The sequence below is a fragment of the Paraburkholderia susongensis genome, from assembly GCF_900177725.1.
In the GTDB taxonomy this organism is placed as follows: domain Bacteria; phylum Pseudomonadota; class Gammaproteobacteria; order Burkholderiales; family Burkholderiaceae; genus Paraburkholderia; species Paraburkholderia susongensis.
Window position 1 is genome coordinate 437,832 of record NZ_FXAT01000003.1, and the last position, 14,137, is coordinate 451,968.

The window sequence follows — 14,137 nt, forward strand, 5'->3', positions numbered from 1 at the left end:
ACGCTCGTTTTTTGCGCTGCGGCGACGTTAGCGCTTAACGCATCTGACGCTTACAGCGGCGATAAAACCGTCGACCGGGTGCGATTGGTCGTCTTCGTCAACGTTTTCGACACCGGCGACAACTCGCTATCGAGCAGTCGCGAGAGCGGCTCGGCACCGTCGAACGCCTCCGGCGCCCTTGACTGCTCGGCGGGATCGAACGCCGCCGACGCTGCGGGCTGCTCCAGACCGTCCTTGATCCACTGTTCGCCGAGCAGGCTGTTCGGCGTCTGGTTGAAGTGCTCGACCAGATGGTCGATGAACGTGCGCACCTTGGCCGGCAAGTGACGGCGGCTCGGGTACGCAATGTTGATCTCGACCTGCGGCAGACGGTAATCGCCGAGCAGGCGCACGAGCCTGCCGCGCGTCATGTCGCGGCCAATCAGATAGCTCGGCAGAATCGCGATGCCCATGCCGAGCAGCGCAAACTGCCGCAGCATCTCCGTGTTGTTCGCGACGATCACGTTCGATGGGCGCACTCGCACTTCACCTTCCGGGCCGGTAAACACGCGCTCGTCGCCCCAATATTCGGACGGCAGGCTCAGGCACGGATGCTCGAGCAGATGCTCGGGACGCGTTGGTAGGCCATGCTTCTCAAGATAGGCCGGCGTCGCGCAGACGGTCATGCAGCCGGTGGTGAGGCGCCGCGTGACGATGCTGGCGCTGCGCATCTGCCGCGCGATCACGATGCCGACGTCGAAGCCTTCTTCGACGAGATCGACCTGGCGGTCGACCAGCGTGACGTCCGGGATGACTTTCGGATAGCGCTCCGCGTACGTCTGCAGCACGGGCGCGAGGTTATGCAGCCCGAACACGACGGGCGCGACGATGCGCAGTGTGCCGACGGGTTCGTGATTGCGCGCAACCACCATCTGTTCGACGTCTTCCAGTTCGTCGAGGATCTGGCGTGCGCGCTCGAGATACACCTGACCGGATTCGGTTAGCGACAAGCTGCGGGTTGTGCGATTGAGCAGCCGCGTACCGAGCCGGCCTTCGAGGTCGGCGACGTGACGGGTGGCGACCGCGTTGGAAATATCCATCGCGCTCGCGGCGCGGGCAAAACTGCCGAGATCCGCCACCTTGACGAAAACTCGCATCGACTGCAAATGGTCCATGAGACAACTCCTGCCGTGTTACAGCTTCCTGACAATTAGTGAAAACCAGTGAAGCGAACTTGGAATTCTCCTACGACTCGCAAAATCGTGCAGAAGTTGCCCTCGAAATACGAAATATTGTCAATTTTGATGCAACTGTTTGTGCAAAGGCGGGGGACGACCACCAATTGTTTCCCGATTCGAAACAATCTGCTGCGCTGCAGCTTGCGCTGTCTTTTTTGTTCGAACAGACGCAAAGGTCAGCCCGGCGCTGTGGAATCCGAAAATATGGAGATAAGTGCGCCTCAAAAAGAAAAACCGCCCGAAGGCGGCTTTCTTTGCGAAGTGAACACTCACATGATCAGGCTGTGAGCTTCTCTTCAAGCGCGCGCTTGGCGTCGCTAAGGGCCGGTGGCAGACCATGTTGCAGCGTGTCAAACAACTCCGCGTGCAATGCGAGTTCCGCGCGCCAGGCAGCGTCGTCGACGGAAATCACCTGCTCGAACTGTTCGCGGCTGAAGTTCAGGCCGCTCCAGTCGATGTCCTCATAGTGCGGCGAAACGCCGAACGTGTGCTCCTCGCCCTGCGCCTTGCCCTCGATTCGGCCAACCATCCAGCTCAGCACGCGCATGTTCTCGCCAAAGCCCGGCCAGACGAACTTGCCGTCCGGACCTTTGCGGAACCAGTTGACGCAGAAGATTTTCGGCAGCTTCGCGTTGAGTTGCTGCAGACGCTCGCCGGTCTTCAGCCAGTGAGCGAAGTAATCACTCATGTTGTAGCCGCAGAACGGCAGCATCGCGAACGGATCGCGGCGTACCACGCCCTGCTGGCCGGCGGCCGCAGCGGTGGTCTCGGAACCCATGGTCGCCGCCATGTAGACGCCCTCGACCCAGTTGCGCGCTTCGGTGACGAGCGGCACGGTGGTCGAGCGGCGGCCGCCGAAGATGAACGCGTCGATCGCGACGCCTGCCGGGTTTTCCCAGTCCGCGTCGATCGACGGGCACTGCGAAGCCGGCGCCGTGAAGCGCGCGTTCGGGTGCGCCGCCTTGCGGCCGCTTTCCTTCGCGTCGGCCGGCGTCCAGTCCTTGCCCTGCCAGTCGATCAGATGCGCGGGCGGCTCGTCGGTCATGCCTTCCCACCAGACGTCGCCGTCGTCGGTCAACGCGACGTTCGTGAAGATCACGTTTTCCTTCAGCGTGGCGAGCGCGTTGTAGTTGGTTTTCTCGCTCGTGCCTGGCGCCACGCCGAAGTAGCCGGCTTCCGGGTTGATCGCGTACAGGCGGCCGTCCTTGCCCGGCTTGATCCATGCAATATCGTCGCCGATCGTGGAGATTTTCCAGCCGTTCAGGCCAGCCGGCGGAATCAGCATCGCGAAGTTGGTCTTGCCGCATGCCGACGGAAACGCCGCCGCGACATGGTGCTTCCGCCCTTGCGGCGACGTCACGCCGAGAATCAGCATGTGTTCGGCGAGCCAGCCTTCGTCGCGTCCCATCGTCGACGCGATGCGCAGCGCGAAACACTTCTTGCCGAGCAGCGCATTGCCGCCGTAGCCGGAGCCGAAGCTCCAGATTTCACGCGATTCGGGAAAGTGGACGATGTACTTGGTCTTGTTGCACGGCCACGACACGTCCTGCTCGCCCGCCGCGAGCGGCGCGCCGACCGAATGGACGCACGGCACGAACTCGCCGTCTTCGCCGAGCACGTCGTACACCTTGCGGCCCATGCGCGTCATGATGCGCATGTTGGTCACCACGTACGGGCTGTCGCTCAGCTCGACGCCGATATGCGCGATCGGCGAACCGAGCGGGCCCATCGAGAATGGCACGACGTACATGGTGCGGCCGCGCATCGCGCCGTCGAACAGGCCGTCGAGCGTCGAGCGCATCTCGGCCGGCGCGATCCAGTTGTTGGTGGGACCGGCATCTTCTGCGCGCTGCGAGCAGATGAACGTACGATCCTCGACGCGCGCGACGTCGGACGGATCGGAGCATGCAAGGTAGGAATTGGGACGTTTGGCGGGATTGAGCTTCTTGAGGGTGCCCGCTTCGACCATCTGCGCGCACAGGCGGTCATATTCTTCCTGGGAGCCGTCACACCAGACGATCTTCTCGGGCTTGGTCAGCGCGGCGATGCGCTGGACCCAGTCGATCAGCTTGCGGTGCTTGACCCATGCGGGCGCCTTGATAGTGGGCTGCCCTTCGAATGAAGGATGATTCATCGACCTGTCTCCGTTTTGAAAGCAATAGAAAAACGGTACAAGCCCGGCGACGCTGCATGCGAGAGGCATTCAATTCACCGCGCCGGGGTGTCGATTTCACTTCCGGCGCAAGATTGCGCAGATCGTCCTGGGCCACACAGCTTGCCAGGCTGAGGCGCCCTGCCGACAAGGCTTCTGCAACCTTGTGTAAAGCGGCTTGCCTCAACACGCAACAAACTGTAAAAACGTTCTCAATTCGCCCTCACGTAGTGCTGCCGTTCTTTTTGCGGCAGCTTCTACGGTAAGGCATTCAGCCAGACCAGCATGTGACCTAAGTCACATGCTGGGACAGTCAGCATAACATTCCGTTCGCACCACCCAGGTGCGCCGCAAAATACATACCATGAAGATTGCCATCCTCGACGATTACCAGGACGCCGTCCGCAAACTCGACTGCTTTCAGTTGCTGGCCGACCAGGAAGTCAAAGTTTTCAACAACACCGTGCGCGGTCTCGGTCAGCTGGCGAGCCGTCTTTCCGAAGTCGACGCACTCGTCCTGATTCGCGAACGCACCCGCATCACCTCGCAACTGCTCGACAAATTGCCGCGTTTGCGCATGATCAGTCAGACCGGCAAAGTGGCGGGCCATATCGATCTCGCGGCCTGCACGGAGCGCGGCATCGCCGTGCTGGAGGGCACCGGCTCGCCGGTCGCGCCTGCCGAACTGACGTGGGCACTCATCATGGCCGCCCAGCGCCGCATTCCGCAATACGTAGCAAACCTTAAGCAAGGCGCCTGGCAGCAATCCGGACTGAAGACGTCCGCGCTGCCGCCGAACTTCGGTCTCGGCCAGGTGCTGCGCGGTCAGACGCTCGGGATCTGGGGTTACGGCAAGATCGGACGACTGGTGGCCGGCTACGGCAAGGCGTTCGGCATGAACGTGCTGGTCTGGGGCCGTGAGCATTCGCGCGAAGCCGCTCTCGCGGACGGTTACGGCGTCGCGGAAAGCCGCGAGTCGCTGTTCGAGAACAGCGACGTGCTGTCCCTGCATTTGCGCCTGCACGACGACACACGAGGTATCGTGAAGCAGGACGATCTGATGCGTATGAAGCCGACCGCGTTGCTCGTGAACACGAGCCGCGCCGAACTGCTCGAGGAAAACGCGCTCGTGAGCGCGCTGTCGCACAATCGTCCGGGGATGGTTGCGATCGACGTCTACGAAAGCGAGCCGATCCTGCAGGGCTACAGCCTGCTACGGATGGAAAACGTGATCTGCACGCCGCACATCGGCTATGTGGAACGCGAAAGCTACGAGCTGTATTTCGGCGCGGCGTTCAAGAATATTCTTGCGTTCGATGCCGGTGATACCGCGAGCGTGGCGAATCCGGAAGCGCTGCATGGCGGACGGCGGTGATTTGCAGGTGACGCGGCCGGCAGGGTGGGTTCGAGCGCCGCGATCCCGCAGTTCAGCGCGCTTCGTGCGCCCCCGCCCCCAGTAAAGCAGGCACGCGTTCGAGAAACACCTCGCCATCGGCACGGCCGAGGTTGTATGCGTGCACCATCTGCGAAGGGCTCGTGTAATCCCAGCTCGAAATCGGCACCTTGCGCGACGGCTGCACATAAAGCCGCTGCTGCACGCCATGCGGCACGACGAACATCTGCGGCCGCGGATAAAGACGCGTGACCATCACGAGCACGTTGCCCGGCACATCGGCATCGAGCGCGCCGACCGGCACGTTGTCCACCATGCCGCCATCCAGCACCGGCCGGCCGTTGCGCCGCAGAACCGGCGTGAACGGCGGCGTGCTCGATGATTGCAGAATCAGGTCCGCGAGATCCTCGACGCTCGCGCAATCCTGCGCACGCACGAATTCCGGATGAAACCCGAGCGTCTGACCCAAGGTCGGATGCAGCGTCTTGCGCACGTATTTTTCGATGTTGTACGCGATTAGCCCCGCGGCAACCGCGCTCCTCGCACCGAGCCAGCGCGGCAAATGCGACACGCCGATGCGAATTTCCGGTGCCTTCGCGAGGCTCGAAAACTTTTCACCGTAGATGTCGAGCAGCGCCTGCCGATAGATCCGGTAGTGCGGAAACACCGATTCGCCGCGCAGCAGGTTGCCCCAATACGCGTTGCGGGTGTTGTGGCGCAGCGCGTCTTCGTAATAGCGCATGACCCAGTCGGAATCGCGCGTGTAGAGCATGCACGCGGTGGCGGCGCCGGCAGAGATGCCGGCGATCACGCGCGGACGGATATGCAACTGCGGCTGCACGACATCCCAGAAGCCTGCCTGCCACCAGCAGCGGTTACCGCCGCCGGCGAATACGACCTGATCGAACATCCTGCCTTTCCTTGCTTTTCTTTGTGACGCTGGGCGGCCCGCTTTGCCTGGACATTCAGTCGAGCAGCGCGTAAGTGGTGGTGGCATGGACAGCCATGTTGCCGCCCTCGTCGAACAATTCGACTTCGCCGAATACCAGATTGCGGCCCATGCGCAGGACGCGCGCGTTGATCAGCACATCGCCTTTGCGGACCGCGCGCATGAAGTTGATATTCAGCGACACCGTGCTCATCGGCCTGAAGCTGCCGAGCGCCGCGGTAATCGCGACGATCATCGCCGTATCAGCGGCCGCCATGAACACTTGGCCACTAATCATGCCGCCCGAGTGGCGCCACTCGCCCGAAAACGGCAGACGCAGCGTCACGCCTTCCTCGCCGGCCTTGACCGGCGTCAGCGTGAGCGCCCGAACCCATGGCGCGAGGACCCGGTCGAGCAGCTCGGCAATCTCTTTGTCATCCATGGCAATCCCCGGTTGAAAGCCGCGTGACGCTCCGTGCGGCGCGGTGTCCGCGACATGATACCGGGACGACCGGGCGCGGCGATGTTTTCAAGATAGCGGCTTTGTCGAGGAAAAGTTCGAGCCCGGATGATGTGAATTTCTTAATAAATTTGCTAAAAGGGCTTGGCAATCTCAAAAAGTTACTGCATAATTTCGCTTCTGTCGGGGGCGTTAGCTCAGTTGGTAGAGCAGCGGACTCTTAATCCGTAGGTCGAGTGTTCGAGTCACTCACGCCCCACCACCAAATTCTGTAGTTGAAAATCAAGCACTTGCGAACGATCGCGGTGCTTTTTTTTCGTCTGTAGCTCGCGTGTACAGGCGTCAAAAACTGGCCTTTGCTGGAAAACTATTGGAACGGAAGACTCCAGACCAAGTGCAACTCACCTTCCACATGGAGTCTGGAAAATGGCCTATATCAGTCAACGCGGCGCTTACTGGCACTGGCGCGCTGAAGTCCGCCGGCGCGGTTACGGGCCGGTTTATCGATCGTCGTTCGACACCAATTTGAATCCAGAAATCTTGCTCGTGAAACTCAGGTGATATCTAATATTCACGAATCGACACGCTGCAAAATAATGTCCTGAGTCGGCGCCGCAAACAGAAGCTCTATAGCGTTCATATCGTCAATAGCAGACCGGCATTTTTTTGAAGCTAGCGCCGTACATTTCTTCGGAATCGACTCCCAAGTCTTCCCACGCGTAACGTGACCACAAGCCGGACAAGTCACCTGCCACCCGCTGATAATCTTCGTCATTCGATAGCCACTAAATTTAATTAAATTTGCGATCGTCACCGTCTGCTTATCGATGTCATACGTCTCCCAAGGTTCGGGCGTTATTCCGCCTCGCACCAAATCGATCAGACGATAAGTTCGTGTTAGCCGTGGCTCGCCCGAGATACGGTCTTTGGTAGACGTAGTAAAGTACTCGAAACGATATTCATTCCCAGGAGAATCCAGAACAATTTTTAGATCCGGATTCGTCAATAATTTACGAATATTATTTTCACCGAATAACTCAGACGACATACCTATCTCCGAGGAAAATCATATCAGTAATTCGTTATGCTATTTTTCTCTATCCGCGAGATTTAACATCTCAATGAAATCACCCTCCTTCAATATTCGAATCACTTGACCCTTCGCTATCAAGTCTTCGGCTTTTCTATGTTTAATACTTCTCTCATGGCCTGCAAGTTTCTGAACGTCCTGATCACCAACGATTAGAAGTGTCGTCGTCTTCCTTACATTCGACGCTACATCGCAGCCGGCCTTGGCGGCAAGTGCAGCGGCCTCACGCCGCGGCAACGTAAGCGCGCCAGTAAACACTATTTCCTCCCCCGCAAGCACGCCATCGGGATCGCCTTGCATCGCAATTGGCGCAACAGTAGCGGGATCAATAGGCTGGTGGACACGGCTCATCCAACTTTCCAGTTCAATACCGGTAGCCTCGATCGCATACAGAAGCACTTCCCCGGCAGCGCGAGCATCTTCGACAGCTTCGTGAGCAGTAAATGCTATGCCCAGCTTTCCACATACATTGGTTAGCCCATATCCCTTTTTCGACCATTCCGTCCACGCCCGGCGGACAACGCGCGCCGAATCTAGCCATTGGCAGAAAATATGAGAGAGGTTGTGTTTCGTGGCAGCTTGAAAAAGAGCAGTTCGATCGAATGCGGTATGACTGACGACGATCTGATTCTCAAGGCGTTGACGTAGCGCGCTGTATAGCTGGGGAAACGTAGGCGCATCCTTGACGGTTGTTTCATCAATTCCGTGGATTTCAACGTTGACCCAATCGAAATAATCCTGCGGATTAACCAACGCGGCCCAGCTCTCGACGACTCTCCCATCCTCGAACGTAACCACGCCTATTTGGCAGATGCTCGCCAGGTCGGCGTTGGCCGTTTCAAAATCAATAGCCACAAATTTCTGCGACATGATGGTCGGAATCCCGTTATAAATTAGGCTCGGACAAATTCCCCACACAAGCGATTGTAGTATCTGCTGATATTCCAAGGGCGACAAGATACTCGCCGAACGGCAACGCAGGTAACAGAAGTCCAAGCGCGGCTTCCCCTTCAATGGCATGCCGCGTGGTTTCTCACCTCCTGTTACTCCCTTCACTCCCCCGTAATCGGAGATGTGGCCAGCCAGGCTCGGTATGATTCCCGCCCTAGCCGTTTCCATGATCCGGAGGGTAAATCGCCCGTTTTGTAAATGGCGCCGTCGCATTATTTTTTTGAGCTTTTGCGAATCGCAACCGTGTCGCGGGTTTTCCCCACGCCTCTTTCCCCCCAGCAATTTCCTTCAATACACACCCTCATCGCCCCGCTACCGTTGAGCGTCGCAATCAATCCGCGCACTCACGTATCGAGGCATCCGATGACCGCATTACTCTCCATGGCCGCCTTCGCGCTCGCCTGTTCCATTTCTCCCGGCCCGGTAAACGTCGTGGCGCTCAGCGCCGGCGCACAGCACGGGCTCGCTGCGACTCTGCGGCACGTCACCGGCGCGACGGTCGGCTTCACCGTGTTGCTTCTACTGATCGGCCTGGGCCTGCATGAATTGCTCGCGCACTTTCCGAAGCTGATCGAGATCGTCAAATGGGTGGGCGTCGGCTTTCTGCTTTACATGGCCTACAAGCTCGCCGTCGATAACGGCCAGCTCGGCGCCGACAAGCCGGATCGTGGACCGTCGTTCGCGTATGGCGCGGCGATGCAATGGCTCAATCCGAAAGCGTGGCTCGCGTCGCTGGCCGGCATGGGCGCATATGCGGCCAACGGCGACGGCCGGCTCGTCTGGCAATTCGCCGCGCTGTACTTCGTGATCTGCTATGTGTCGATTGCGAGTTGGGCTTATGCGGGCACGTTCCTGCGTCAGCATTTGCGTGAAGCAAAGCGTGTCCGGTTGTTCAATCGCGTGATGGCGACGCTGCTCGCGGCGAGCGCTCTCTATCTGCTCGTGGAGTGAAGCACTGAGATGACGTGAAGCACGCTCACCGAGCGCGCCAAATGAATCGCCCTAACGGCAGCAGGACTCACAACCGCACGCTCAACTGCGATACTGCCCCGGCGTCGCCGCGACCAGCCGCTTAAAGGTCCGTTGCAAATGCGCCTGGTCGGCGAAACCGGCATCGAGCGCGACGTCGGCGATCAGGCAACCGCGCCTCAATTGCGCGCGGCTGTACTGGATGCGCCGATTGATCAGATACGCATGCGGCGTCATGCCGTAGCGCTGCTTGAACGCGCGAATCAGATGCGACGCGGACAGCCCGGCCGCCTTGCATATGTCCTCGAGTTTCAGCGAACGCGTGCAGTTATCGGCGATGAACTCGGCGGCCCGCGCGAGTTGGGCACTCGCGTCATAAACCGGCAGGCTCGCCGGATTGAGCCTGCGCTGCACCTCGGAGAAGAACGTGATTGCCGCGCTTTCCTTGTGCAGTGTCTCGGCGTCGTGATCGACGAGAATCGCGCAGAGCCGGTTCAGGCCATCGAACAACGCAGGGTCCAACGTCATGGTCTGCGAGAACGCCCGAAACGCGCCGTTCGCGCTGAAGCCCAGTTCATGCTGCAATTTCGTGAGCCATGCAACGTCGACGTGCAGCATGCGATACGACCAGCGTTCGTCGGCAACGGGATTGCAAGCGTGCACGTCGTCCGGGTTCATCATCACGACCGCGCCGGCGCCGATCCATTCCTTTGCGTGGCGATTCACATACACGCTACGGCCGCCGGTCACGGCGCCGATCGAAAACGTCTCATGCGAGTGCCTGGCGTAGCAAACCTTGCGGCCGTCGTCGATGGAACGTGCCTCGATGAACGGCAGCGCGTCACTGCGCCAGAAACACGGCGCGGCTGCGCTCGCGGCGTGCGCTTTCTTCGCGGCCGCGTTCTTCGGGTGAATTGCCGCCTCGGTCATCTCGGCCATGTGCGCCCTCCGGTTGATCCGTCGGCTTCGCCATGACGAATCATGAAACGAAGCCCGGATATCGTAGCCGTCAAACGCGCCGTCAACAAGCGAACGCGCGGCGCTCGCGAGGAGCGTCACGCAACCCGCATCGCGCGACTACTTCGCGCTCACGTCGATATTGCCGAGATACTTCGCCGCGAGCGTCTTCACGGTGCCGTCAGCCTGCACCTTCGCGATCGCGGCATTCAACCGGTCGCGCAACGCCGTGTCGCCCTTGCGAATCCCGTATGCGATACCGCTGCCGAGAATCTTGTCGTCACGCACAGGCTGGCCGACGAACGCGTAGTCCTTGCCGTCCGGCTTCGACAGAAAACCCGATTGCCCCGCGGGCGCGAGCACGAGTGTCGCGTCGAGACGACCCGCCATCAGATCGGCGTACACCTGGTTCTGGTCCTGATACGGCAGCACGGTCACGCCGACCGGCTCCCAATGCACCTTCGCGAAGGTCTCCTGAATCGAGCCCTGCAACACGCCCACGCGCTTGCCCTTCAACGACGCGGGCGTCGGCAGCAGGCCGCTGTCGCGCCGCGCGATCAGTTGTGTCGGCACGCGATAGACGACCGTCGTGAAATCGATTGCCTGGCGACGCTGCTCGGTCGCGTTCATCGCCGAATTGATCGCATCGAACTTGCGGCCCTGCAGCGCGGGAATCAATCCGTCGAACGAGGTTTCGACCCACTTGCACGTCATATGCGCGGCCTCGCAGACCGCATTGCCCACGTCGATATCGAGCCCTTGCAGCTGGCCGCCCGGGCCTTTCGATTCGAACGGCGGATACTGCGCTTCGAGCCCGAAACGCAGCGTCGAGGTATCGGCAGCGCTCGCGGCGGGCACCATCGCGAGCGACGCGAATGCAAAGGCCAGCGCCAACAAAGGCTTGAGCAACTTCATAACATCTCCCTTCTTTCTTCTCATGCTTCGATTGCTTCAATGACTTCGAATGTGCCGTCACACAAGCGATTTACCCACTCGTGCGTGACGAGACGACGATCATACTGCGTTCAAAATTACCGCTTGCCGGCGTGCCGAGGGTGCACGCTCAGATTTCGCACAAACGCCGCGCGCCTTCGATCAGCGTCGCGTCGTCCTTCGAGAAACTCAGGCGAATCAGGCCGGAATCCGTGCCGTCGGTATAGAACGCCGACAACGGAATCGTCGCGACGCGGGCATCGCGAATCAGGCGCAGCACGAAGTCGCTGTCGCTTTCGTCGGAGAAGCCGCGAAAACGGGCGAGCATGAAGAAGCTGCCTTCGCTCGGCAACAGCTCGAAGCGCGATTCGCGCAGCGCATGCGCGAGCAGGTCGCGCTTCTTCTGATAGAACGCGGAGAGGCCGAGATAGCTCTCGCGATTGGCGAGCGCGTCGACGAACGCGTGCTGCATGGGTGTGTCGGCGGAAAACACCATGAATTGATGGACCTTGCGAATCTCGTCCATCAGCGCGGCGGGCGCGAGGCAATAGCCGACGCGCCAGCCCGTCACGTGATACGACTTGCCGAACGACGACACGATCACGCTGCGCTCCGCAAGCTCGCGATGGCAGGCCATGCTCTGATGCTTCGCGCCGTCGAACACGACGTGCTCATAGACCTCGTCGGACAGAATCACGATGCCGGTGTTGCGCGTGAGCGCCTTGAGCCGCTCGATATCGGCCTCATTGAACACGGTCGCGGTCGGGTTATGCGGCGTATTGATGATGATCATGCGCGTCTTCGGCGTGATCGCGGCGGCCACTTCGTCCCAGTTCACGCGAAAGTCGGTGAGCGACAGCTTGATCGCGATGGGCGTCGCGCCCTGCAACCGCACGATCGGGCCGTAGCTGTCGAACGAGGGCTCGAAGTAGATCACTTCGTCACCGGGATGCACGAGCGCGCTGATCGTCGAATAAAGACCTTCGCTTGCGCTCGCGATCACGGTCACTTCGCTGGCCGGGTCGTAGCGCACGCCATACAGCGTTTCGACCTTGTCGGCGAGCGCTTCGCGCAACGCCATGATGCCGGCCATCGGCGCGTACTGGTTGTGACCGTCGCGCATCGCCTGCGCGACGTCGTCGACGAGCTTCGCGTCCGGCGCGAAATTCGGCGCGCCTTGCGACAGGTTGAGCGCATCGTATTGCGCGGCCAACTGGCCGATCACTGTAAAAATCGTGGTGCCGACGTCCGGCAGTTTCGAGCGGGCTTGCATGGCGCTCTGCATAGACTTTCTCCATTTCTTCGCCCGGCAGCGGCTGCGCGAACGGCGGCTGCGTGGCGGTCTTTCCGATGGGGTGATTAGGCATCAGCCAAAGAACGGTCACAATCGAAACTTTGTCATGCGCGGCATGCATTTACGTCATGGCTCGCGCGAAGCCGCTCCGTGTCGGGCAGTGCCAGGCGGATCACGATTTTCAGGGACGCGATTGGGCGGAGAGAGGAACGCGGGAAACCGCGCAGGTATGACGGAATGTGATGGATAAGGGAACGGCCGCGGGTGCGGCCGTTTGGGATGTAGCGGACTTCAGGCCTTATTGGGGCTTTTGGGCGTTCTGTTCTGCGAGCCCTTGGACCATCAACCTGTCAATCTCCGTCCATCAAACGAACCTTCACCTTGCGACCCTTCAGCTTGCCCACGCCGAGCCTGCGCACCGCCTCGCGCGCGATGCTGCGCTCCACCGCGACATAGGTCGACATGTCGGTCACATTGATCTTGCCGATCTGCGAGCCCGCGAAACCAGCGTCGCCGGTCAGCGCGCCCAGCACGTCGCCGGGACGGATCTTCTCCTTGCGGCCGCCGAGAATCTGCAGCGTTTCCATCGGCGGCAGCAGCGGCTCATTGCTCGCCGCCTTGAGTTCCGACAGCTTGTGCCATTCGACGTCGCGTTTTTGCGCCTGCTCGATACCGCCCACGCGGCCCATCTCGTCCATGCTCGCGAGACTGAGCGCCCAGCCTTCCTCGTCGGCGCGGCCCGTGCGGCCGATGCGGTGCACGTGCACTTCGGGGTCCGGCGTCACGTCGACGTTGATTACCGCCTCGAGTTGCGCGATGTCGAGGCCGCGCGCGGCGACGTCGGTCGCAACCAGCACCGAGCAGCTGCGATTCGCGAACTGGATCAGCACCTGGTCGCGCTCGCGCTGATCGAGCTCGCCGTGCAGCGCGAGCGCATGAAAGCCCTGTGCGCGCAGCACGTCGAGCAGATCGCGGCACTGCTGCTTCGTGTTGCAGAACGCGATCGTGCTAACCGGACGATAGTGGTTCAGCAGCAGTCCGACCGCGTGCAGACGCTCGTCCTCGCTCACCTCATAGAAACGCTGGCGGATCTTGCTGTCGCCATGCCGCTCGGCGAGCTTGATTTCCTTCGGATTCCGGAGGAATTGCTGACTCAGCTTCGCGATGCCCTCGGGGTACGTCGCCGAAAACAGCAGCGTTTGCCGCTCTTTCGGGCATTGTCTTGCGACCTTCGCGATGTCATCGAAGAAACCCATGTCGAGCATGCGGTCGGCCTCGTCGAGCACCAGCGTGTTGAGCGACTGCAACGCAAGGCTGCCGCGCTCGAGGTGATCCATGATGCGGCCCGGCGTGCCAACCACGATGTGCGCGCCGTGTTCGAGGCTCGCCGTTTGTGGGCGCATCGGCGTGCCGCCGCACAAGGTCAGCACCTTGATGTTTTCTTCCGCGCGCGCAAGACGGCGGATTTCCTGCGTGACCTGATCGGCAAGTTCGCGCGTCGGGCACAGCACCATCGCCTGCACGGCGAAGTTGCGCGCGTCGAGCCGTGCGAGCAGCGCGAGCGAAAACGCCGCGGTCTTGCCGCTGCCGGTTTTCGCCTGGGCGATCAGATCGTGGCCGGCAAGCGCGGTCGGCAGGCTCGCGGCCTGGATCGGCGTCATCTCGACGTAGCCGAGCTGCGTCAGGTTCGCGAGCGTGGCGGGCGGCAACGGCAGCTCGCTGAATGCGGCGCCGGCGGGGGTGGGACTATTCATAGGGACGTCGGTAGGGATCGGCTAAAGGCGAGGCTGGCG

At 60.7% G+C, this 14,137-nt stretch carries 13 protein-coding genes and 1 tRNA gene; 4 read left to right on the forward strand and 10 right to left on the reverse strand.

The genetic code is table 11. The features are described from left to right. Positions 1–50 precede the first annotated feature (50 nt). The gene (locus B9Z01_RS11045; protein ID WP_085482816.1) at positions 51–1,154 is read right to left on the reverse strand and encodes a LysR family transcriptional regulator; all 1,104 of its coding nucleotides are present in this window, start codon (positions 1,152–1,154) and stop codon (positions 51–53) included. Positions 1,155–1,494: 340 nt separating this feature from the next. Beyond that, a complete protein-coding gene (locus B9Z01_RS11050) occupies positions 1,495–3,351 on the reverse strand; it encodes a phosphoenolpyruvate carboxykinase (GTP) (RefSeq protein WP_085482818.1) in 1,857 nt (618 codons plus the stop codon). Positions 3,352–3,733: 382 nt separating this feature from the next. Between B9Z01_RS11050 and B9Z01_RS11055 the strand changes: the two genes are divergently transcribed. Next, on the forward strand, positions 3,734–4,744 hold the full coding sequence (locus tag B9Z01_RS11055) for a D-2-hydroxyacid dehydrogenase family protein (RefSeq protein WP_085482820.1): 1,011 nt from the start codon (positions 3,734–3,736) through the stop codon (positions 4,742–4,744). 52 nt (positions 4,745–4,796) lie between these two features. Here B9Z01_RS11055 and B9Z01_RS11060 read toward each other — a convergent pair whose 3' ends face one another. Together B9Z01_RS11060 and B9Z01_RS11065 are read right to left on the reverse strand one after the other, a co-directional pair. After that, positions 4,797–5,672: a patatin-like phospholipase family protein gene (locus B9Z01_RS11060; RefSeq protein WP_085482822.1), complete on the reverse strand. Its 876-nt coding sequence runs from the start codon at positions 5,670–5,672 to the stop codon at positions 4,797–4,799. 55 nt (positions 5,673–5,727) lie between these two features. Further along, entirely contained in the window at positions 5,728–6,132 is a 405-nt protein-coding gene (locus tag B9Z01_RS11065) for a PaaI family thioesterase (RefSeq protein ID WP_085482824.1), read from the reverse strand. 204 nt (positions 6,133–6,336) lie between these two features. Here B9Z01_RS11065 and B9Z01_RS11070 point away from each other — a divergent pair. Together B9Z01_RS11070 and B9Z01_RS36640 are read left to right on the forward strand one after the other, a co-directional pair. Next, positions 6,337–6,412, forward strand: a tRNA-Lys gene (locus tag B9Z01_RS11070). Between the two features lie 164 nt (positions 6,413–6,576). Next, complete coding sequence (locus B9Z01_RS36640) at positions 6,577–6,711, forward strand: hypothetical protein (protein WP_275937496.1); 135 nt, start codon at positions 6,577–6,579, stop codon at positions 6,709–6,711. 10 nt (positions 6,712–6,721) lie between these two features. Here B9Z01_RS36640 and B9Z01_RS34785 read toward each other — a convergent pair whose 3' ends face one another. Further along, positions 6,722–7,198, reverse strand: coding sequence for a hypothetical protein (locus B9Z01_RS34785; RefSeq protein WP_143808889.1), 477 nt, complete (start codon positions 7,196–7,198; stop codon positions 6,722–6,724). 39 nt (positions 7,199–7,237) lie between these two features. After that, positions 7,238–8,110 carry an exonuclease domain-containing protein gene (locus B9Z01_RS11075; protein ID WP_085483509.1) on the reverse strand — a complete coding sequence of 291 codons (873 nt, stop codon included), beginning with the start codon at positions 8,108–8,110 and terminating at the stop codon, positions 7,238–7,240. A gap of 444 nt (positions 8,111–8,554) precedes the next feature. On the opposite strand from B9Z01_RS11075, the gene B9Z01_RS11080 reads away from it, so the two are divergent. Further along, on the forward strand, positions 8,555–9,142 hold the full coding sequence (locus B9Z01_RS11080; protein ID WP_085482826.1) for a LysE family translocator: 588 nt from the start codon (positions 8,555–8,557) through the stop codon (positions 9,140–9,142). 81 nt (positions 9,143–9,223) lie between these two features. Here B9Z01_RS11080 and B9Z01_RS11085 read toward each other — a convergent pair whose 3' ends face one another. The 4 genes from B9Z01_RS11085 to dbpA all read right to left on the reverse strand — a co-directional run bounded on the left by B9Z01_RS11085 (position 9,224) and on the right by dbpA (position 14,098). Further along, complete coding sequence (locus tag B9Z01_RS11085) at positions 9,224–10,099, reverse strand: AraC family transcriptional regulator (protein ID WP_085482828.1); 876 nt, start codon at positions 10,097–10,099, stop codon at positions 9,224–9,226. Positions 10,100–10,237: 138 nt separating this feature from the next. After that, the gene (locus B9Z01_RS11090) at positions 10,238–11,032 is read right to left on the reverse strand and encodes an ABC transporter substrate-binding protein (protein WP_085482830.1); all 795 of its coding nucleotides are present in this window, start codon (positions 11,030–11,032) and stop codon (positions 10,238–10,240) included. A gap of 148 nt (positions 11,033–11,180) precedes the next feature. Further along, positions 11,181–12,335, reverse strand: coding sequence for a pyridoxal phosphate-dependent aminotransferase (locus tag B9Z01_RS11095; RefSeq protein WP_085482832.1), 1,155 nt, complete (start codon positions 12,333–12,335; stop codon positions 11,181–11,183). A 359-nt stretch (positions 12,336–12,694) separates the two neighbouring features. Beyond that, positions 12,695–14,098 carry an ATP-dependent RNA helicase DbpA gene (gene dbpA / locus B9Z01_RS11100; protein ID WP_085482834.1) on the reverse strand — a complete coding sequence of 468 codons (1,404 nt, stop codon included), beginning with the start codon at positions 14,096–14,098 and terminating at the stop codon, positions 12,695–12,697. Between the last annotated feature and the right edge of the window lie 39 nt (positions 14,099–14,137).

Excerpts from the sequence above, each read along its gene's own strand:
- B9Z01_RS11095 (WP_085482832.1), bottom strand. The coding sequence starts at position 12,335 with ATGCAGAGCGCCATGCAAGCCCGCTCGAAACTGCCGGACGTCGGCACC.
- B9Z01_RS11085 (WP_085482828.1), bottom strand. The coding sequence starts at position 10,099 with ATGGCCGAGATGACCGAGGCGGCAATTCACCCGAAGAACGCGGCCGCG.
- dbpA (WP_085482834.1), bottom strand. The coding sequence starts at position 14,098 with ATGAATAGTCCCACCCCCGCCGGCGCCGCATTCAGCGAGCTGCCGTTG.
- B9Z01_RS11075 (WP_085483509.1), bottom strand. The coding sequence starts at position 8,110 with ATGTCGCAGAAATTTGTGGCTATTGATTTTGAAACGGCCAACGCCGAC.
- B9Z01_RS11060 (WP_085482822.1), bottom strand. The coding sequence starts at position 5,672 with ATGTTCGATCAGGTCGTATTCGCCGGCGGCGGTAACCGCTGCTGGTGG.
- B9Z01_RS11045 (WP_085482816.1), bottom strand. The coding sequence starts at position 1,154 with ATGGACCATTTGCAGTCGATGCGAGTTTTCGTCAAGGTGGCGGATCTC.
- B9Z01_RS11055 (WP_085482820.1), top strand. The coding sequence starts at position 3,734 with ATGAAGATTGCCATCCTCGACGATTACCAGGACGCCGTCCGCAAACTC.
- B9Z01_RS34785 (WP_143808889.1), bottom strand. The coding sequence starts at position 7,198 with ATGTCGTCTGAGTTATTCGGTGAAAATAATATTCGTAAATTATTGACG.
- B9Z01_RS11065 (WP_085482824.1), bottom strand. The coding sequence starts at position 6,132 with ATGGATGACAAAGAGATTGCCGAGCTGCTCGACCGGGTCCTCGCGCCA.
- B9Z01_RS11050 (WP_085482818.1), bottom strand. The coding sequence starts at position 3,351 with ATGAATCATCCTTCATTCGAAGGGCAGCCCACTATCAAGGCGCCCGCA.
- B9Z01_RS36640 (WP_275937496.1), top strand. The coding sequence starts at position 6,577 with ATGGCCTATATCAGTCAACGCGGCGCTTACTGGCACTGGCGCGCTGAA.
- B9Z01_RS11090 (WP_085482830.1), bottom strand. The coding sequence starts at position 11,032 with ATGAAGTTGCTCAAGCCTTTGTTGGCGCTGGCCTTTGCATTCGCGTCG.
- B9Z01_RS11080 (WP_085482826.1), top strand. The coding sequence starts at position 8,555 with ATGACCGCATTACTCTCCATGGCCGCCTTCGCGCTCGCCTGTTCCATT.